20 protein-coding genes and 3 tRNA genes are annotated in these 19,414 nt (G+C 60.4%); 13 read left to right on the top strand and 10 right to left on the bottom strand.

The genetic code is table 11. The features are described from left to right. Positions 1-112 precede the first annotated feature (112 nt). The 7 genes from H585_RS0111710 to pal all read left to right on the top strand — a co-directional run bounded on the left by H585_RS0111710 (position 113) and on the right by pal (position 6,066). Entirely contained in the window at positions 113-766 is a 654-nt protein-coding gene (locus tag H585_RS0111710) for a histidinol phosphate phosphatase domain-containing protein (protein WP_027367953.1), read from the top strand. Between the two features lie 173 nt (positions 767-939). Next, positions 940-1,719 carry an SIR2 family NAD-dependent protein deacylase gene (locus H585_RS0111705; protein WP_027367952.1) on the top strand — a complete coding sequence of 260 codons (780 nt, stop codon included), beginning with the start codon at positions 940-942 and terminating at the stop codon, positions 1,717-1,719. Positions 1,720-1,794: 75 nt separating this feature from the next. Beyond that, entirely contained in the window at positions 1,795-2,484 is a 690-nt protein-coding gene (locus H585_RS0111700) for a MotA/TolQ/ExbB proton channel family protein (RefSeq protein ID WP_005985410.1), read from the top strand. A gap of 18 nt (positions 2,485-2,502) precedes the next feature. Then, positions 2,503-2,925 (top strand): ExbD/TolR family protein, encoded by a 423-nt coding sequence (locus tag H585_RS0111695; protein ID WP_027367951.1) that lies wholly within the window; start codon positions 2,503-2,505, stop codon positions 2,923-2,925. 12 nt (positions 2,926-2,937) lie between these two features. Continuing rightward, positions 2,938-3,795: a TonB family protein gene (locus H585_RS0111690; protein WP_027367950.1), complete on the top strand. Its 858-nt coding sequence runs from the start codon at positions 2,938-2,940 to the stop codon at positions 3,793-3,795. Between the two features lie 7 nt (positions 3,796-3,802). Then, positions 3,803-5,125 carry a PD40 domain-containing protein gene (locus H585_RS0111685; RefSeq protein ID WP_027367949.1) on the top strand — a complete coding sequence of 441 codons (1,323 nt, stop codon included), beginning with the start codon at positions 3,803-3,805 and terminating at the stop codon, positions 5,123-5,125. Between the two features lie 344 nt (positions 5,126-5,469). After that, on the top strand, positions 5,470-6,066 hold the full coding sequence (pal, locus tag H585_RS0111680) for a peptidoglycan-associated lipoprotein Pal (RefSeq protein WP_027367948.1): 597 nt from the start codon (positions 5,470-5,472) through the stop codon (positions 6,064-6,066). A gap of 75 nt (positions 6,067-6,141) precedes the next feature. Here pal and H585_RS0111675 read toward each other — a convergent pair whose 3' ends face one another. Continuing rightward, complete coding sequence (locus H585_RS0111675; RefSeq protein WP_034627893.1) at positions 6,142-6,660, bottom strand: phosphatidylglycerophosphatase A family protein; 519 nt, start codon at positions 6,658-6,660, stop codon at positions 6,142-6,144. A gap of 214 nt (positions 6,661-6,874) precedes the next feature. Here H585_RS0111675 and H585_RS21370 point away from each other — a divergent pair, with 214 nt between their 5' ends. After that, the gene (locus H585_RS21370; RefSeq protein WP_051183099.1) at positions 6,875-7,342 is read left to right on the top strand and encodes a DinB family protein; all 468 of its coding nucleotides are present in this window, start codon (positions 6,875-6,877) and stop codon (positions 7,340-7,342) included. A gap of 263 nt (positions 7,343-7,605) precedes the next feature. Here the strand turns inward: H585_RS21370 and H585_RS0111665 are convergent, their stop codons facing one another. The 9 genes from H585_RS0111665 to dksA all read right to left on the bottom strand — a co-directional run bounded on the left by H585_RS0111665 (position 7,606) and on the right by dksA (position 17,176). Next, a complete protein-coding gene (locus H585_RS0111665) occupies positions 7,606-8,805 on the bottom strand; it encodes a glycosyltransferase family 92 protein (protein WP_027367946.1) in 1,200 nt (399 codons plus the stop codon). Between the two features lie 61 nt (positions 8,806-8,866). Further along, positions 8,867-9,475, bottom strand: coding sequence for a Maf family protein (locus H585_RS0111660; protein ID WP_027367945.1), 609 nt, complete (start codon positions 9,473-9,475; stop codon positions 8,867-8,869). Positions 9,476-9,637: 162 nt separating this feature from the next. Continuing rightward, on the bottom strand, positions 9,638-10,306 hold the full coding sequence (locus tag H585_RS0111655; RefSeq protein ID WP_027367944.1) for a YiaD family glycine zipper/OmpA-like lipoprotein: 669 nt from the start codon (positions 10,304-10,306) through the stop codon (positions 9,638-9,640). A gap of 427 nt (positions 10,307-10,733) precedes the next feature. Further along, entirely contained in the window at positions 10,734-11,180 is a 447-nt protein-coding gene (arfB, locus tag H585_RS0111650) for an alternative ribosome rescue aminoacyl-tRNA hydrolase ArfB (protein ID WP_005985385.1), read from the bottom strand. Positions 11,181-11,221: 41 nt separating this feature from the next. Beyond that, positions 11,222-11,695: an rRNA maturation RNase YbeY gene (gene ybeY, locus H585_RS0111645; RefSeq protein ID WP_081678653.1), complete on the bottom strand. Its 474-nt coding sequence runs from the start codon at positions 11,693-11,695 to the stop codon at positions 11,222-11,224. A 3-nt stretch (positions 11,696-11,698) separates the two neighbouring features. Further along, positions 11,699-14,020, bottom strand: coding sequence for an HD family phosphohydrolase (locus H585_RS0111640; RefSeq protein WP_244432530.1), 2,322 nt, complete (start codon positions 14,018-14,020; stop codon positions 11,699-11,701). Beyond that, positions 13,992-14,978 carry a PhoH family protein gene (locus H585_RS0111635; RefSeq protein ID WP_027367941.1) on the bottom strand — a complete coding sequence of 329 codons (987 nt, stop codon included), beginning with the start codon at positions 14,976-14,978 and terminating at the stop codon, positions 13,992-13,994. Before H585_RS0111635 ends, H585_RS0111640 begins: the two co-directional genes overlap by 29 nt. A gap of 202 nt (positions 14,979-15,180) precedes the next feature. Then, entirely contained in the window at positions 15,181-16,731 is a 1,551-nt protein-coding gene (locus H585_RS0111630) for an NFACT RNA binding domain-containing protein (protein ID WP_027367940.1), read from the bottom strand. Between the two features lie 70 nt (positions 16,732-16,801). Next, positions 16,802-17,176, bottom strand: coding sequence for an RNA polymerase-binding protein DksA (dksA, locus tag H585_RS0111625; protein ID WP_014261676.1), 375 nt, complete (start codon positions 17,174-17,176; stop codon positions 16,802-16,804). A 217-nt stretch (positions 17,177-17,393) separates the two neighbouring features. Between dksA and H585_RS0111620 the strand changes: the two genes are divergently transcribed. The 5 genes from H585_RS0111620 (at position 17,394) to H585_RS0111600 (ending at position 19,414) form a co-directional block, all read left to right on the top strand. After that, positions 17,394-18,170: a Rossmann-like domain-containing protein gene (locus H585_RS0111620; RefSeq protein ID WP_027367939.1), complete on the top strand. Its 777-nt coding sequence runs from the start codon at positions 17,394-17,396 to the stop codon at positions 18,168-18,170. A 78-nt stretch (positions 18,171-18,248) separates the two neighbouring features. After that, positions 18,249-18,323: transfer RNA gene (locus H585_RS0111615), tRNA-Gly, on the top strand. Between the two features lie 9 nt (positions 18,324-18,332). Then, positions 18,333-18,407, top strand: a tRNA-Cys gene (locus H585_RS0111610). Positions 18,408-18,416: 9 nt separating this feature from the next. Continuing rightward, positions 18,417-18,491 (top strand) — tRNA-Gly (locus H585_RS0111605). 137 nt (positions 18,492-18,628) lie between these two features. After that, positions 18,629-19,414: a methyltransferase gene (locus tag H585_RS0111600; RefSeq protein ID WP_027367938.1), complete on the top strand. Its 786-nt coding sequence runs from the start codon at positions 18,629-18,631 to the stop codon at positions 19,412-19,414.

Raw genomic sequence — 19,414 nt, 5'->3', positions numbered from 1 at the left:
TGCTCTGGACACGCGCGGCAAACTATATTTAATTTCTCACCTGATCGCCGGCACGGTCCGCATGGACCAGATCCACAACGAAACTCGTACCCCACGGACACGCCAAAAACTCATGTTCGACCTGCACACACACTCCATCTTCAGCGACGGCGTGCTCATTCCCGCTGAGCTGGCTCGGCGGGCCCGCACTGCCGGCTATCGCGGCATCGCCATCACCGACCACGTGGACGCCAGCACCATGGGCATGGTCATCGACGGCCTGAAGAAGATGACCCGCCAATACGGCCCGCTCATGGACCTGGACATTCTCCTGGGCGTGGAGATCACCCACGTGCCGCCCGGCCTCATCCCGGACATGATTCAGGAGGCGCGGGCCCTGGGCGCGCAGCTCGTGGTGGTCCACGGCGAGACCATCGTGGAGCCCGTGGCTACCGGCACCAACCTGGCGGCCATCGAGGGCGGCTGCGACGTGCTGGCCCACCCGGGGCTCATCACGCCCCAGGAGGCAGCCCTGGCCGCCGAACGCGGGGTGCACCTGGAAATCACCACCCGCAAGGGCCACAGTCTGACCAATGGCCATGTGGCCGTGCTGGCCCGCGAGGCCGGAGCCCTGTTGGTCATCGACAACGACGCCCATGAGCCAGGTGATCTCGTGTCGCGGGAAATGCGCAAGAAGATCGCCCTGGGCGCGGGCCTGTCCCTGGATGAATACCGCCGCGCCGAGGAAAACTCGGCCCGGCTGGCCCAGGTGGCGCGAGCCCGTTAGAGCATTTTGCTTTTGAAAATGCTCTGCAAGCCATGCGTCGGCATGGCTTGCCGCCCCGCAGGCGTAGGCGGAATGTAATTCCGCCGTCAACGCCGAAGGGAGCGTCTGAAATGCAAAATGCTTTAGACTGCTCTTGCCAGTCGATCCCTTCTACGTCGGTCCAAGGATACTCCATGGACAGAACGATTCTTGAGGCCATCGACGCCGCAGCCGAAATCTGGAGCCGGGCTGTTTTCCCCGTGGCCCTAACGGGCGCGGGCATCTCCGTGGCCAGCGGCATCCCGGATTTTCGCAGCCCAGGCGGCTTGTGGTCCCGCTTCGACCCCATGGAGGTCGCCACGGACAAGGCTCTGCGCCGCAACCCCTTGGGGGTGTGGCAATTTTTGTTGGAAGCCGTGCAAGTTTTCGTTCGCGCGGTTCCGAATCCTGCACACGAAGCCTTGGCCGAATTGGAGCGCGCAGGCTGCCTGCAGGCAATCATCACACAGAATATCGACAGCCTGCACCAGCGAGCCGGCTCCAAGCGCGTCGTGGAATTCCATGGACATTGCCGGTCCTTTTATTGCAATAGCTGTCGGGCTGCTGGCGACGTCGGGCGAGTGGCGAAGCTGACCAGGGCGGACATCCCCTGGACCTGTGCTCATTGCGGCGGGGTCATCCGGCCGGAGGTGGTCTTCTTCGGAGAGGCCATCCCCGAGCAGGCCATGCAGGAGGCCGAGAGGCTGGTGGCGCGGGCCGACCTGGCAATTATCGTGGGCACGAGCGGCGAGGTTGCACCTTTTAGCGTTTTTCCATATAGAATCAAGGCCATGGGCGGCCGAGTCATAGAAATCAACCTCGGTCCCACGGCTTATGGACGTTTATCCGATGTGCGCATCGACGCTCCCGCCGAAAGGGTCCTGCCTGAACTCGCCCGCAGAATACTGAAACCACACGCGCCAGCGATTTCATAGAAGCGCGCGACAACACAATTCGCGATACTGAACGACCACGTGCGGCACAGGCCGCATTTGCGCAAGGAGTGATCCATGGACGGCTTTCTGGGAGGCATCCTCGGCGGCGCCTCGCTGGTGGGACTTACGGTCCTGTTCGTACTCGTTCTCATGTCCCTGGGGAGCTGGTACGTCATCATCTTCAAGCTCATGACCCTGAATCGGGCCAAGAAGGCCATCCTGGCCGAGCAGCGCGCCTTTCAGGACGCTCGCGACATGGCCTCGGCCATGCATGCCCTGGGCAAGGACTCCTCCTCCAGCCTCTACCGCATCGCCCACAACGCAGTGCGCGAACTCAAGCGCATCGAGGCTTCCAAGACCGAGGTCAAGGTCAAGGCCCGGCTGGCCAAGGACAACATGCGTCGCGCCCTGCGCCAGGCCGTGGCTTCTGAAATGAGCGCAATGGACAGCCAGATGTCCTTCCTGGGTACCTGCGCCAACGCGACTCCCTACATCGGCCTGCTGGGCACGGTCTGGGGCATTATCGTGGCTTTCCAGAGCATCGCCACGCTCAAGTCCGCCGCCATCTCGGCCGTGGCCCCCGGCATGGCCGAGGCCCTCATTGCCACGGCATTCGGCCTGGCCGTAGCCATTCCCTCGACCATCGCCTACAACGCCATCCAGGGGCTGCTGTCCAAGATCGAGACCGAACTGGTCAACTTCGCGGGCATCTTCCTGAACCGCATCCAGCGCGAGATGCCCTGGATCGTCGCCGAGAGCGACTAGCCCGCGGAGGGTACAGCCATGGACAACCGCAACAGCCGCCGCAGCATTCCAGGCATCAACATCACGCCCCTGGTGGACGTCATGATGGTGCTCTTGTGCATCGTCTTCGTCACTGCCCCGCTCATGACCCAGGGCGTTGAGGTGGAGCTGCCCCAGACCAGGACCGTGGCGGCTCTGCCCACGGATAGCGAGCACCTCGTGCTGAGCATCGACAAGACCGGCCGCGTGTTCATCGAGGAGTACGAGGTCAAGATGGAGGAACTCAAGGACCGTTTGGAAAGCCTGGTGGCCAAACAGAAGAAGGCGCTCTACCTCAAGGCCGACGCACAGGTGCCATACGGCAGCGTTGTACGCGTCATGGGCGAGATCAAGGCCGCGGGCATCGACAAGCTCGGCATGGTGGCCGAGGAGCCCGAGACCAAGGGTAAGAAGCGCAAGTAGCGCCTGCTGCATATGGTTCAAATGAAGCCCCTGGCCCTTACGTTATCCATCTTTCTCCATGTGGCGCTCTTCGGCATGGCTCTGTACATGTCGCGTGGCACGCATGTGCGGGTGGACCTGGACGTGCCGGTCTACAATGTGGACTTGGTATCCCTGGGGCGTCCCGGACCGGCACCCAAGGCTCCTCCGGTGCCCGTGGAGCAACCAAAGGCCCCGGAAGCGCCCAAGGCTCCTCCGGCGCCCGAAGCCAAGGCCGTGGACATCAAGGAGCAGCCCGCTCCCCAGCCCAAGCCCGAGGCGAAGCCCGCGCCCGAAGCCAAGCCCACAGCCAAGCCCAAGCCTAAGCAGCCCGAGGCCACCGAGATAAGTCCAAAGAAGACGGGTAAGGCTCCCCCCAAACCCAAGGCCAAGCCCAAGGAACCCACGGCGCAAGAAATTATGGCCGAGGCCCTCAAGGCCGCCAAGACCGATGCTTCCAAGAAGCCCCAGCCAAGCCCGCAGGAAGTTCTCAAGCGCGAGTTGGCTGAGCTTCAGAAGGAAGTCGGCTCCAGCCCGGCGGCCGCGACCGCAGCTGGCAACGTCGGCGCCAGCACCGGCCAGCAGGTTTATGCCCAGGACGCCGTGGCGCGAATCAAGCCCAACTGGCGGTATCCCTTGGCCGGCACCAACCAGAATCTCTCGGCCGCGGTGGAAATGAGCGTGACGCCCGATGGAACCATAACCGCCTTCAAGCTGTTGAAGCCCTCGGGCAGGGCTGATTTCGATGCTTCGGTGCTCAAGGCCGTGGACGAGACAAAAAAACTCAGCCCGCCGCCCGCGGGCATGCGCACCATACAGATTACTTTCCACCTCCAAGATCTCAAGGGGTAGGACCTTCATGCCAAGAGCGATAGCCCTCGTACTGCCGATATTGGCCTTGCTGCTCGCTGCCACAACAGCGCAAGCCCAAGGCAAGCTGTCCATCGATATATTCGGCCCGGGACAGACCAAGACCAACCTTATGGTCGCCCAGCCGCTGCCCGCAACCAATGGTCAACCCCTGCCGCGCATGGCCGCGGACATGCAGGCCCAGATTCGCGATAACCTGCGCTTCCTGCCCTTCCTGCGCCAGGTCGCCTCGACCGAAGTCATCGGCGGCGACAGGGTGGAAGCGCCCAAGGCCCCAGGCATCGACTTCAAGCGATTTCAGCTCAGCCGCGTGGACCTGCTCACGACCTCCGCCTGGACGCCTGGCGCGGACGGCAAGGCCTCGGTGGCTTTCCGTGTCTACGAGACCTTCACCGGCACCATGCTTTTCGGCCAGGAATATGCCGATATCAAGCCCGTACACATGCCGGATATCGCCGACAGCTTCTGCTCCCGGCTCATGGAAGTCCTGACCGGCAGAGTCGGTTTCTTTCAATCGCGTTTGGCCTTTGTACGTAAGGATCAATCCGGCAAGGAAATCTGGGTGGCCGGCCCCACGGGCTATAATGCCCGCAAGATCACCAGCCTGGGCGGCGTGAACACCAGCCCTGCCTGGTCCCTGGACGGCAAGCGCCTGCTCTTCACCCATGTGGCCAAGACCCAGCACATGCTCGGCATGGCCGATATGGACACCGGCAAGGTGCAGACCGTCGATTTGCCTGGCTCCTCGGTCATTTCTCCCACCTACATGCCCGATGGCCGGCTGGCCGTGACCCTGGACATCGAGGGACAGCCGAACATCTATCTGCTCGGGCGCGACTGGAAGCCCACCGGAACGCCCCTGGCCAAGAGCTGGTCCATCGACGTTTCCCCGAGCTTCGATCGCGCCGGCCGCAAGATGGCCTTTGTCTCCGGCCGCCTCGGCAACCCGCACATCTTCGTGCTCGACATTCCCACGGGGAAGGTCCAGCGCGTGACCTATGAGGGCAAGTACAACACCAATCCCACCATGAGCCCCGACGGCAATTTCGTGGCCTTCTCGCGCGACACGGACGCGGGACATCGCATCTTCGTGATTGACCTGCGGACCGGACTCGAGCGCCAAGTGACTTTTGGCCCCGGATTCGACGAGGAGCCGTCCTTTGGACCCGAAGGTTATTTCATCGCTTTCTCGTCCAGCCGCAGCGGGATTTACAAGCTCTACCTGACCACTCGCCATGGCGACGAGCCGGTCATGTTGCAGACAGGCTCAGGCGAAGCACGCGCGCCTTCCTGGACTCGTGGACCGAACTAAGGCAGCCAGGGAGCGCTAGAACTATAGCAAGCAATTTCGGTGGTCACTATACCGGCTGAGATTCATTGCATTATGTTCATGCCAGACATTCAGTTGGTTACGAGCTTTTTTGTAGAGCATTTTGCTTTTGAAAATGCTCTACAAGCCATGCGTCGGCATGGCTTGCCGCCGCGCAGGCGTAGGCGCAATTCACTTGCGCCGTCAACGCCGGAGCGGGCGTCTTAAAAGCAATCTGCTTTAAGAAGGTTTGCAATAGGCGAAATCGGAAAGATCGCTTTTCCGTTTCGAGATATGCCGCACATGGCGAGGATAATGCCAGGCATTGGCAAAAAAAGGAGAATGCCATGAATGTTATGACCCGCAAGACGATTGTAGTGCTTTTCGTATTGGCCCTGCTGGCAGGCTTCGGCTGCGCCAAGAAGCAGGTCAGCTCCACGCCCGACCAGACTTCCGCCGCGGCCCAGGGCGAAATGACGGACGGAACGCCCACGGATGACGAGGCTGCCCGCCGCGCAGCCGAGGAAGAAGCCTACCGTAGAAGCGAACTGCAGGATGACCAGACTGGCCAGACCGAGCAGGAGCGTCTGCAAGCCGAGCAGCAGGCCAAGCAGAACATCAATGAACTGGTGTTCTTCGCCTACGATTCGTACGAGCTCGATTCCAAGGCACGCGAAGTGCTGCAGCGCAAGGCCCAGGCCCTCAAGCTCATGCCCGACACGCGCGTGACCATCAAGGGCTACTGCGACGAGCGCGGAACCGAGGAGTACAACCTGGCCCTGGGCGAGCGTCGCGCCCGCGCATCTTTCGATTTCCTCGTGCTCATGGGCGTCAACCCCAACCGCATCAACATCGTCAGCTACGGTGAGGATAATCCCCTCGACCCGGCCAATAGCGAAGCCGCTTACGCCAAGAACCGTCGCTGCGAGTTCGAGATCGGCTAAGCCCGATAGATCTTGTTGAGACATGCGCCGCGGATGCCCAAGCATCCGCGGCGTTTTTCATTGCGGATCAGCGGATCAGATGAAGAGCCAGGCTTCCAGGCTTACGACGAGCCACAGGCAGGCGGCGGCATACAATGCGGCCACGGCATCGTCGATCATGATGCCGAAGCCGTCAGGCATGCACGTCTCGGAGCGGCATACGGGCCAGGGCTTTGTGATATCGAAGAGACGAAACAGGGAGAATCCCACGAGCAGCTGCCAGAATTCGAGCTGAGCGAATGGCAGATAGGTTACCCACTGGCCGAGCAATTCGTCCACGATCACGCAACCCGGATCCTTGCGACCCGTGACGCGCTCCACGCGCGTGGCGGCCAGGCCTCCGAGCACAAAGACCATGGCCAACACCGCCAGTCGCCCCCAAGTGGGCAAAGGCATGAACAGCCAGGGCGCTAATAAAGCAGCGAACAGCGCGCCCGCGGTGCCGGGAGCCTTGGGAGCGTGCCCCAGAGGCCAAAGCGTGGCCAGGGCGTACGCGGCCTTGTCCAACATGGTCATGGGCAACACGCGGGCCTGGAGCTTGGAGCTGTCCGCCATGGTCTACTCCAAACCATTAGCCGGAGCCGCGGCTCCGACCCGCGCCAGTACGCACAGCATTTCGCTCACTTGCGAGGCGGCCCCGCCGATCAGTGATTCCAAGTCATAAGCATCTGTAGTTATTACCATTAAATTGCCTTTAGCGGGAGATTCAGTTAATGTGACATAATGGATAGATTGAGGACATCACGTATGCATACAATGGAAAATCGCCATGTTCACCATTAGTGAAGCCAGAGAAACGATCCAGACCTTTCAAGAGCTTCTCGATTCGACACCACGCGAGGCATGCCATGTTCGTATCTCGTCGGATGCCTGGACATTAGCTGAGATAGTCGGCCACTTGATAGACTCCGCGAGCAACAACCATCAGCGCTTTACCCGCCTCAAATTCGGCGATTTGGATTCTTTCCCTGGTTATGATGCCGAGCCATGGGTATCCCAACAGAAATATGACAACCTTGATTTCGAAATACTTTCTCATCTATGGTCATGCTACAACATGTTGCTTCTGCATCTTGCCGATACGACTTCAAATGACGTCAAACGCAACACATGGAGAACTCCAAACGGACCGCAGACATTGGAGTTTCTGATCGAGGATTACTACAAACACCTTCGGCTACACATTCGGCACTATCAGGAGCGACTCGCAGAGGTTCGTGCGTATTTGGGCCAATGACATGGTCTCCAGCGTGGACACACTGAAGACCTCCGACTTGCGGCCCGACGTGCAAATGGCGTAGCCGGTATGGATAGCCGCCCCACGGTGGGCAAAGGCATGAACAGCCAGGGCGCTAAAAAAGTAGCGAACAGCGCGCCTGCAGTGCCGGGAGCCTTGGGAGCGTGCCCCAGAGGCCAAAGCGTGGCCAGGGCGTACGCGGCCTTGTCCAACATGGTCGTGGGCAACACGCGGGCCTGGAGCTTGGAGCTGTCCGCCATGATCTACTCCCCTGCTTTGGCTGGCGCCACGGCCGCCCGCAGTTTAGCATCCCAGGCTTCGGTCAGCTGTCCAAGCCTGCCCAAGGAACTGCGAATGAAAGCAGCAATCTGCTTGCACTGCTCAAGATTGCCCATGGCTTGCTCCGCTTGCAGCAGTTCATAGTAGGAATCTGCTTTGCTCTCATTTTTGATGGCGTTGATCGCGCAGGAGCGAGCTTTCCCCAAATCGCCTTTCTTTCTATAGAAAGTCGAGGCCAAGATTTGTACGCCAGAATGGTCGGGATGGTATCGCAGCATGGACTGAACAAGCGCCTCCGCCTTGTCACCTTTTCCAGTGTTGACCTGCCGCAATATCTCTTGAAAGAAATGATCCACGGATTTCCCGGCATGGTTCTGGACTAGCGATTTCAAGAATTTGGCCGGCCTGCGCATCAAGCGGTCCAACGGCACGGCATATCTGGAGATGGAAAAATCCGGCTCACCAGTGCGGTGGGCCTGCCGCAGGAACTCCGCCATGTCGTACCCATCGCGGCTTTTCAGCTTAGTCGCGAACCCACGCTCAATCTTAGCGCAAAAGTCCTGCTGCGATTTATAGTAATAATGATTCATCTGGCATACATCGTCCGTATAGTAGGAGAACGCTCCGGAAACCGGAACCCTCTCCGTATTGACGCAATAATGATCTTTTAAGTACTCGAAATGGTGTGGAGAAAGAGGCTTGGCCAAATATCTGCACTGAGCAATGGTCTTCACATGCTGGCTCGTTTCCAGCCTGTTCGCATAGGAATTGATGCACAAACCGGATGGGCGAGAGACATGTCCGTTGGAGCCGAACATCATCCAGGACACGGCAAGTCCGGCATAATCCTCATATGCAGCGAGGATATCCCTCATACCGGATGCCTGCTTGGGAACGATGAACTCGTCGATGTCGATGAAGGCCGTCCATCGACTTACGGCCTTGAAGTTGTTGATGTAATGGGCATAAGCGGAAAGCTGCGGAGCTTCGTGGACTGGCCAATCGATGACATGGACAAGCTGCTCTTCGACAAGGTCCGCCAGTAACGTGCGGACAGGATTCTTGCTGTTGTTGTCGTAGATAAAGACAGCTTCGAAGCCAACCATCAGATGATAGATCACCCATTCCTTGAGGGCGTGATCTTCGTCTTTGGCAATGGCGCATATGGACGTATAGTAATTCATTTCGTCCTATGTGGACCGATCGGCATTTTCCAATATTAATCCAATAAGGAGAGGAGGAGGGTTATTCCGCCCTTGGCGCGATGATTCCCCAGGTCGAAAAGGCCTCCAGCACCTCCGCCACAGGCAATCCAACCACATTGGAATACGAGCCTTCGATGCGCTGCACCAGGAAGCCTCCGTGCCCCTGGATGGCGTAGCTGCCGGCCTTGTCCATGGGCTCGCCCGTTGCCACATAGGCTTTCAGCGCCGCATCCTGAACTCTGGCCATGGTCACCAGGGTGGATACAGCGAAGCTCTCGGGTTTGCGGCCTGGAGCGCAAACAGCGCAGCCGGTGATGACCTCATGGGTACGGCCTGCCAGTTCCCGCAGGGTGCGTAGCGCGTCGGCCTCATCGCTGGGTTTACCCAAAATACGAGTGCCCAGAACCACTATGGTGTCGGCGGCCAGCACCACGTTCTCGGGTCGGCGGGCAAAGGCGTCCATAGCTTTGGCCAAGGCCGCGCGGCAGGCGTATTCCGCCGGCGGCTCACCCTCCTCGGGCATCGGCTCGGCTTCGCCGGGCAGAACCTCGAACTCCAGGCCGGCCAAGCCCAGCAGTTCGCTACGCCTGGGCGAGGCTGAAGCCAGCACCAGACTGCCCAGCGTCTTGTAGGCTCCTCGGGGGGACATACTGCTCCTTGGGCGATACAATGGAAGGAAATAGCCAGGGCCGGTGTACCCGAGTGACCGGGACAGGGTCAAGACAGCGAGGGTTCGGAATGAGGCAGGGCCGCCTTTCATGGAAAGCGCGGCCCTGCGATAGGTTCCGAAGCAGTTACCCGTAGAGGACAGCTACTGCTGGGTGATGGGCGTAAGTTTGATCTCCACGCGACGGTTCTGGGACCTGCCTGCCGCCGTGGAGTTGTCGGCGATGGGCTGATTGGGACCCATGCCGCGCACAAGAAAGCGCTCCTGCTGCACGCCCTGACTGATGAGGTACTGGGCTACGCTTTGGGCCCGATCTTGGGACAAGCGCATATTCAGGTTCATCGACCCCGTGGAATCAGTGTGACCAAGAACATCGACGTAGGTCTTTTCATACTCCTTGAGCACGATAGCCACGGAGTTGAGCACCTCGAAGAACTGCGGCTTGATACCCGCCGAGCCGGAGTCAAAGGTTACGTTGCCCGGCATGTTCAGGATGATCATGTCTCCCTGGCGGGTCACGCTGACGCCCGTGCCTTGCAACCGCTGGCGCAGCTTGGATTCCTGGTAGTCCATGTATCCACCCACGGCGCCGCCTGCCAAAGCTCCAATACCCGCGCCGATGAGCACGCGCTTACCGCGGTCACCGCCGCCGAAGATGGCCCCTCCGGCCGCACCCGCGGCCGCGCCGGCTCCAGCGCCTATGGCGGCCCGACTGACCTGGCGCTCGCCGGTGTAAGGATCGGTGGTGCAGCCCGCGGCGAAGAGCGCGCTGCACATGCAAACCAGAAGAATTTTAGTAGCGATTTTTTTCATTGGCCAGGCCTCCTGTGTAACTCTCCGCAGCTATCAACGCCGCAAAGCAAACCCGATGAAAACAAAAAATAGCCCAAAGCCTTGCACAGGGCAAAGCATTCTGCCCGTGCGTGCGCCTTTCCTGCGCTGAGCTGCCGTCGATCAGCTCGTCGCACTGGAAAAGACCTGGCCGGGATTGCAAACATTCTGCCAGGGTTCACGAGCGATGAATTACGCGGTTCGGGATGGGCCTTATTCAGGCATGACCTTGGAAGTGGGCACGGAAGGGACAAAAACCTTACCAGTTCTTGCGCAAGTTGCGCTAGAGCATTTTGCTTTTGAAAATGCTCTGCAAGCCATGCGTCGACATGGCTTGCCGCCGCGTAGGCGTAGGCGCAATTCACTTGCGCCGTCAACGCAGGAGCGGGCGTCTTAAAAGCAATCTGCTCTAGGAATCGAAACCTTGGCCCGAGCGCTCCTGTTTGCGGGCGCCCCTGGCCTTCTTGGTGGCCAGCCGCCGCTCCTTGGCCGCACGGCTGGGTCGCGTAGCCTTGCGCGGGCGCTGTATGCGCAAGGCCGCACGCAGGAGCTGCTGAAGCTTGAGCACAGTCAGACGCTTGTTGTCTTCCTGGCTGCGCGTGGCGTCGCTGGCGAGCACCAGCTCGCCCTCCTTGGTCAGCCTGGAAGCCAAGCGCTCAAGGATGAGCCGCTTATCCTCTTCGCCCAGGCTTTGCGAGCCGACCACATCGAAGCGCAGCACGGCCTTGGTGTTGACCTTGTTCACATTCTGCCCACCCGGTCCGCCGGACCTGGCAAAGGTGAAGGACAACTCCTGCTCTGGGATGGCCACCTGATTCGTGATGGGGATAGGACCCTTTCCGCTTTCCGCGCTCATGGCGAACTCATAAACCGTCCGAACCGTGCAGGCAAGCGACCTCAGCTCCTGCCCAGAGCTTCCACGGCCTGCTCGGTGAGGGCGTCCATGATCTCGCCGTGGTCATGTCCGGCCAGGTGCAGTACGGCATGGGCCAAAAGGCGCACCAGATGCTCTCGAGGCTGCTGCCCGTATAGAAAGGCTTCGCGCTCCAGGGTATCCACGGACAGGACGATCTCGCCCAGCCAATGGTCCTGCCCTTCTTCAAACACATCGGCCACATCGGCCACATCCGTTCCTTTGGTATCCCCTGATCCGGCCGGAAAGCTCAATACATTGGTCGGCCCCACGCAGCCCATGAATGCGGCATTGCGCCTGGCAATATCGGCATCGTCCACCAGGTGCAGGTCAAAGGAGCAGCCGGACAGGCCCAGGACATCCAAAAGCGGATCGCAAAGTTCCAGGATTTCGTGACGGCTCAAGGGAAAAACCGGCGGGAGGCGCAGGCCGGCCTGAGTGAACAGGGAAACGGACACGGCTTACTGATGCATGGGGTACATGGGCGGCGCCACGGGCTTGCTCCCGCTCTGGCTGGACTGGCTCTCGGCCTTGTCACCCGGGTACTCGATGCGGTTATGGAATATGCCGGTAAGGATACGCAGGAAGGCGTCGGTCAGCAGGTGCAAGTCCTTTAGCGTCAATTCGGACTCATCCAGCTGTCCCTCGGTGAAAATGGTGCGGATCAACTTCTGGATATGGCCCTTGAGACGGCTCGGTGTGGGGTCCACCAAGGTACGGCTGGAAGCCTCGATGACGTCGGCCAGCAGGATGAGCCCGGCTTCCTTGGTCTGGGGCTTGGGACCCGGATAGCGGTAATCCTCCTCGCGCACGGCCTCCTCGCCTCTGGATTCGGCTTGTTCCTGAGCCTTGTGATAAAAGTAGGTGATCAGTGACGTGCCGTGGTGCTGCTGGATGATGTCCACGATCTCAGGGCCGAGCTTGTGCTCCCTTGCCAACTCCACGCCCTTCTTGGCGTGCGAGATAAGCACCAGGGCGCTCATGGAGGGCGCAAGCTTGTCATGCTTGTTGCCGCAGCCGAATTGGTTCTCGATGAAGTAGTGCGGCGTCTTGAGCTTGCCGATGTCATGGTACAGGGCCGCTACCTTGCCCAGCAAGGGGTTGGCGCCGATGGCCCTGGCCCCAGCCTCGACCATGTTGGAAACGACCAGCGAGTGGTGATAGGTGCCGGGCGCGTTGACCATGAGCTCCTGCAACAGCGGCTGCTCCAGATTCATGAGCTCCATTAGCTTGAAGCGTGAGGTGTAGCCGAAGACATGCTCGGTAATGGGCGACAGGGCCAGCACCGCCAGAAGCGAGAGCAGACCGCAGGTAAACACGAGCACCGTGCCGCTCCAGATTCCGGCCGAGCTTGGGGAGCCGAGCATGAGCACACCGACCCAGCACAAGAGCAGCGCTCCCATGAGAGGAAAGACGCTGGACAGCAACTCGATGCGGTTCTGGGCGCGCTTGATGAAGAAAACGTTGAACATGCCCGAGATGAAATAGAAAATGACCAATTCCAGGCCGCCACCCGCCAACTTGCCGCACAGGAAAGCGATGAGCAGCCCGGCGAAAAAGCAGATTACCACGGGGAAGAACAGGGCCAGCACGCCCATGGCCCCAGCAGCGGGCAACAGATAAGGGAACAGCTCCGGGCTCATGTTCGCGAAGACGATGCCCTGGGCAAGGGGCGTCTTGATTACAGCCAGCACCTTGGCCATCAGGCCGAACAGCAGGAAGACGGAGCCCAGGAACACGGCGTCGCGCACGGCCAGATCGCGGGTGCGCACCTCCATGGTCGAGAAGTACAGGCCGAGCAGCAGAAGGAAGCCGATGATGAAGATGCCCGAGGCCTGCATGGGCATGAAGAAGCTCTTCTGCCGCGTGTACAGTGCCTGGATCTTTAGCTGCTGGTCGGACGTGACCCGCTCGCCCTGGCGCACGATGATCTCGCCCTTCTTGATCTGCGTGTAGACCGGTTCCACGGCTTCCATGACTTCACGCTTGCGGCTTTGGGTGGCCTCGCGATTGAAGGTCAGGCTCGGCATGGACATGGGATGGATGATGTCTTCCACGGCCCGGCGGAAGCGGATGGGCTTCTTGAGATCTATACGCAGATAATGCTCCAGATCCGCGCGGAACTGGCCCAGGTCGCGGATGAGCTGCAGGTCGGCCTTGAGGCTCTCCTGGTCGTTGCCCAGGTCGCGAATGATGATGCCGCCCCTGTTGGGCAGTAGCAGCCTCTTTTCGCCCACAACGCCGTAGTCGAAATAGGTTTCGAGCCAGGGCAGGATGGTTTCGGTAAGCGCTTTCCGGAACTCGTCCGTGCGCCACATGAACAAGCTGCGCGAGCTGATCTCGGAATTGAGGCTCTCGGAGATCTGCCAACGCAGCCGCTCCAAATCCTCGGTGGGAGTCTGGGCTATCTGGTCCAGAATGGTGGTAACGCGCCGTTTGAGGTCGGTCACCACCTCGTGGCTGAGGTCATATACCGGCGGCTGGGCCGAGGAAACCTGCTCGCGCTTGCGCTGGGTAGCCTCGGCCTCCTCCAGGAGCAGGTCCTCGTCGGCGGTAATGTCCTGACTGGCGATCTCGCCGGCGACATAAATCGTGATAGGCCGCTCAAAACGCAGGCCGGCCATGATGCTCAGGGCCAGGAGAACGCCCACGAGAGCCAGCAGGCCGCCGGCATCACTGCTGAGCCGGAGGCGCAAAGCGGACACGGACCTGGAGCCCAGGACCGTTTTGGCGCCGGTCCTGGAAACCGAGCCGTTAGCTTTTTTCTTCGATTGCGTGCGCATGGCGCTCATAGGCGTTGACGATCCGGCCTACCAATGGATGTCTGATGACATCCCGCTCCTGGAAGGCGATCATGCTTATGCCCGGAATGCCTGCAAGCACCTTGCGGGCGTGAATGAGTCCCGAGCTGCCCTTTCCCGGCAGGTCGATCTGCGTCACGTCGCCCGTGACCACGACCTTGGAGCCGAACCCGAGCCGGGTCAGAAACATTTTCATCTGCTCGATGGTGGTGTTCTGGGCCTCATCCAGTATGATGAAGGCGTCGTTGAGGGTCCTGCCGCGCATGAACGCGAGCGGAGCCACCTCGATGATGCCAGTTTCCAGCATCTCCTGTACTTTGCCGAACTCGAGCATGTCGTGCAAGGCGTCGTACAACGGCCGGAGATAAGGATTGACCTTCTCCACCAGGTCGCCGGGGAGGAAGCCCAGCTTCTCGCCGGCTTCAACCGCGGGCCGGGTGAGCACCAGCCGTTTGACCTTGCGTGCGTTGAGCGCGGCCACGGCCATGGCAACCGCCAGATAGGTCTTGCCGGTACCCGCGGGGCCGATGCCGAAAACCATGTCATGCTCGCGGATGGCTTCCAGATATGCGCGCTGCGTCGGCGTCTTGGGCGTGATCGTGCGCTTGCGCGAAACCGGGATTGCGATATCCGCGAAGATGGAGCGCAGACTGGCCTCGCTATCGTGGGAGACAATGCGCCAGCCCTGGTCGACATCCTGGGGCGAAAGCTGACGCCCGGATTTGACCAGCCCGTACAACTGGGCCATGAGGTTGGCCGCCGCATCCAAGCTGCTCTCGTTGTCGGAGCGCAGAACAAGGGAAGTCCCACGCGTGTCGGCGGACACGCCGCTCAGATCGCTGACCAGTTTGACATGACTGTCATGCGGCCCGAACAGGCTGCTGGCCAGTGCGCAATCGTCGAATTCTAGCCGCCGTATGTGGCGGGCGGTTTCGTTCATGACGCTCCGTATGCATCCACTCCCGACCAATTAGGCCAAGAAGTTTTGTACTGTTTTTTCAAGCGGGCGTCCAACTTTCGATGGCCGCCATCCGTCTTTTCGGCATCATGCCTACACCGCGCCAATCCGGCCGCCATGCGCCATGTCCCATGCGCCAAGGATCGCTCGAGCGCACAGCCCGCAATAATTTGGAGGCAAGAAATCAGAGGGGCAATGCAAGCTTGAGCTTCTCGGGCAACTCAGGGTCCAGGTCCACGCGCAGGGTTTGGCGCATCTCCTCGACACGCACCAGGCCCAAAGCCGCTCCTTTGATCTTGCGCACGTCCTTGACCAGGGCACAGAACACGTCGGCCTTGGCCTCGCCGGCATAACCGCTGGCCAGCCCGGCCAGCGCCGCAGCCTCGCGCATGCTCCTTTCCGGCACTTCCTGGGCTGGATAGTCGCGCTTGAGCACCACATGCGCCCCTGGCCTGTGCGCGGCATGAAACCACAAGTCGAAGGGGCTGGCCGCCTGACTGAGCAGCTTGTGGCCTGCTTCCTGATTCTTGCCGCGCAGCACGCGGAAGCCGTCGCTGGTGGTGAATATCAGCACGGCCAGGCCGCGCAAACGTTTGGACAGTAACGGTCGGTCGTCGACCTTGGTTTCCAGGGCTTCCTTGCCCTCGGCAGAGGCCTGCACCCGTCCCTCGGCCTGGCCTCGCAGTTCGGCGCCGAGCTGCGCCCGACGCTGATCCACAACAGCCAGGCCACGCCTGCCCTTGGCCACCTGTTGGAAGAGCCGTTCCATGTTCTCGGTCACGCTCATACGCGTGTTCAACTCCACCGTTATCTCGCCGTGCAGCGGATGGCGGCCGGTGATGCGCTCGGGAGTGGGCCCAGACTTGTGCTTGTACAGTTCGGCCTGGAGCAGTTCAGCCTGGGATTGTTGAGCCGTCATGCGCGAAAGCCGTTCCCGGTCTGCCTCCAGGCGCTCCAGCCCGCGCCGCAAGCGGCGCTCGCGAACCTTGAAGGCTTCCCTGTCGTTGGCCGACTCGCCATGAGCCAGACCAGCGAAGAATTTCGGCTCGCCATAGGCAGCCGCGGCTTCCAACGCACTCCCAAAGGCCTGGACGCTATCCGCCTGACCTTCGTCTTGCGGCCATGCGTGCAGGGCCGTGGGCGTCCCGTTCTTGTATGCTACATAAATAGGATTGGCCGGTTGCTTGGCAAGGGAGGCATAGAAGTTCGCGACATCGCGCTCGGGCTGGGATTTGAGCCGCCTGCGCAACGCCGGGGAGAGTTGGGGGAATTCTTTCCAGACATCAGGATCATGCAGCGCCCGCTCAAGCGGCGGCCAAGACGGCTCGCTGCCGAAAGACGGCTCCAATTCCCCGGCCAAGCGCATGCCCGCGTGCATATCCAGCACCAGGAAACGGCTTTGATCAGGAGCGTCGGGAGGCACGGGCGACAGCTCCCAGGCAATGCGCAATCCGGGCCAATCAGCTTGCCATTGCCCCAGCCAGCGGCCCGAGATGCGCTTGCGGAACCACATGGCCTCGGCCGGAGCCGACATGGGATTCTGCGGCTTTGTCCCGGACAACAAAAGCAGGGCATCCTTCTTGGCCGGATGGAACAGGAGCAGGCGCTTGCCGCCCCTGGCGCCGAGCACGAGGGTCCAGTAGCTCTTGGCCGGACTGTATATCTTCTCTATACGGCGGCCGCTGAGCGCAGGCCCAAGTTCGATGCATAGGGAGCGGAAGATGTGCGCGTCCATGAACTTGGGTCTGTGCGATTAAGCCAGGAAGGGGTGAGGACGTTGGCGTCCAGCGCGCGGCGTCAGAAAGCTATGAAGACGCCGATTCGGCACGCTGATGCTCATCTTCCTCCTGCTTGCTCTTGCAGTGGATGCACAGAGTGGTCACGGGCCGAGCCTTGAGCCGCGGCACGCTGATGTCTTCGCCGCACTCCTCGCAGATGCCATAGGAACCATCGTCTATACGCTGAATGGCTTCTTTAATCTTTTTGATCAACCGGCGCTCGCGGTCGCGCAGCCGGAGGGTGAAGGCCCGGTCGGACTCGGCGGTGGCCCGGTCGGCAGGATCGGCATAGACCTCGACTGTATCAGTCATATCCTCGATGGTCTCGTCACCCTGCTTGACGATATCGTTCAGCATGTCGCTCAAGTGCTTGCGAAAGAACTCAATGTCCTTGGGGTCCATGCGTACTCCCTTGCAAAAAGCATTCTTGTGGAAAACCGCTGCATGCGGCCTGAAATAAGCACACCTGATTAATTCAATCCCACTATGAAGTAAAGACTCGCCAGGGGATTTTCTTCGCTCTTATCCATACCCGCGCAACTGGGAAATAGTGCCGGTCATACTCCATCTTTCGCTTCGACCAGTTTTGCCATACCGTGATCTCAGCGGGGAGGATCCCATGCCCTACGAAAAGCCCTACGAAAACGCTCAAACATCTCCATCGCCCGCAAGGCAGGCTCGGTTGCTGGCCGACATCCTGGCCAGCGCCTGCAAGGGCCGGCCGGACATGCCCGTGCGCGCCTATGTTCAGGGCGCCCATCTGCTGGGCCTGCGCAGCCAGGGCATGGGCCTATGTTCCAGGGCAGCGCGACACGACGAGCCGCCAGCCGTGGAGCTGCAAACGCTGCCATCTTCAGTCAAGGAAACCGCCGAACTACTCCTGGGCCGCTCCGGCGAGCCGGATGCGGCAGCCTTCGGCATGGCTGCGGTGAACCTGCTTTTGCCGTTTCCCGCCGAGGCCGCAACGATGAAGGCCCAAGAGCTAATCATGGCTAAAGGACGTGGCAAGCGGGTGGCCGTGGTGGGACACTTCCCCTTCGTGGAGCGCATGGGCCAAGAATTCGCGGATTTCTGGGTCATTGAAAAGGAGCTTCGCCCTGGCGACAGGCCGGAGCACGAGGCCGAGGAGCTGCTGCCGCAGGCCGATGTGGTGGCCATGACGGGCACTACCCTGCTCAACGGCAGCTGCGAGAGATTGCTTCGGTTGTGCCGGCCCGGCGCATTCACGATCATGCTCGGGCCCAGCACGCCCATGTCTCCCTGCCTGTTCGATTGGGGCCTGCAAGCCCTTGGCGGCACGCGGGTCAGCGATCCCGACCTGGCGGTCGAAGGCATCCAGGAAGGCCGGACATTCAAACAACTGCGTGGCGTGGAACAGATCATCTGGCTGAAATAGAATTCTATTTTTTTCTTGCGAAGCATGCTTGACACCTGGAAACGAAATCCGTAGATAGAGCCCTCGCTTTTCGAGTGAGCGGGAATAACTCAGTGGTAGAGTGCAACCTTGCCAAGGTTGAAGTCGCGGGTTCAAATCCCGTTTCCCGCTCCACAATATTTCGGCGGCATAGCCAAGTGGTAAGGCAGAGGTCTGCAAAACCTCCATTCTCCGGTTCAAATCCGGATGCCGCCTCCAATTCGATATGCGGGAATAACTCAGTGGTAGAGTGCAACCTTGCCAAGGTTGAAGTCGCGGGTTCAAATCCCGTTTCCCGCTCCACGATGATCCGGCCGGCCCCCTCCTAAGAGGTGGCCGGCTTTTTATTTACCCCCTCCAGCCACTGCCTGGGCTCTTGAATGCGGAGACTATCCGGCCACGCAGGCCAGGCTCCCGGCGATAAACATAAGGAGCGACGAGTGAACACGACCCGGCACATGCGCGGGAAGCCATCCCAGGAAAGTTCCCTGAACATTACACTGGACGCCCCGCTGGACGAACTACTGGCTGCGGCCAAGTCGCGCTATGAAGTGGCTTTCGAGCCAGTGAAAATCGGCGGGTACACGCTTGAAATTCTCCAGCTCACGAACATGGGCAGCTATGTGGAGGCGCTGGCCGCACAGTTGACTCCCGGAGACAGCCTGGAACTGCCCTTCTGGGCCAGGATATGGCGCAGCTCCTTTCTGCTCTCCTACTTCGTGCAGCGCCTGCCGGCCGAAGGCCGCAGCATGCTCGAGATCGGCGCGGGCGTGGGCTTGTGCGGACTCTTCGCGGCCAAACACGGTTTCGAGGTGACCCTCACCGACATTCACCCCGACGCCCTGCTCTTCACACAGATCAACATCCTCAAGAACGGACTGCAGGAACGCGCGCGTGTGGCCAGCGCCGATTTCACCCAAGACAGGCTCGGCCGACGCTTCGACATTGTGCTGGGCTCCGAAGTGCTCTACAAGGAAGACACATACCGGCCCCTGTGCAAGTTCCTGCTGGACCATGTGGCAGACACCTCCGAAGCCGAAATCGTGCTGGCCAAGGAGTTCACGCGCAAGGCCACCAAGTTCTTCAACCTCGCCGAGCGCGAGTTCAACATCAAGAGTCAGGACATCGGCTACAAGTCCGACACGCAGGCAGGCGATCAGGAAAAGCATCTGTGCACCATCTACCGCCTGTCGCCCAAAAAGATCACTCCCCCTCGAATTGGATAG

It is taken from the genome of Desulfocurvibacter africanus subsp. africanus DSM 2603 (assembly GCF_000422545.1).
GTDB lineage: Bacteria > Desulfobacterota > Desulfovibrionia > Desulfovibrionales > Desulfovibrionaceae > Desulfocurvibacter > Desulfocurvibacter africanus.
This window is presented reverse-complemented; position numbering and strand designations above follow the sequence as displayed.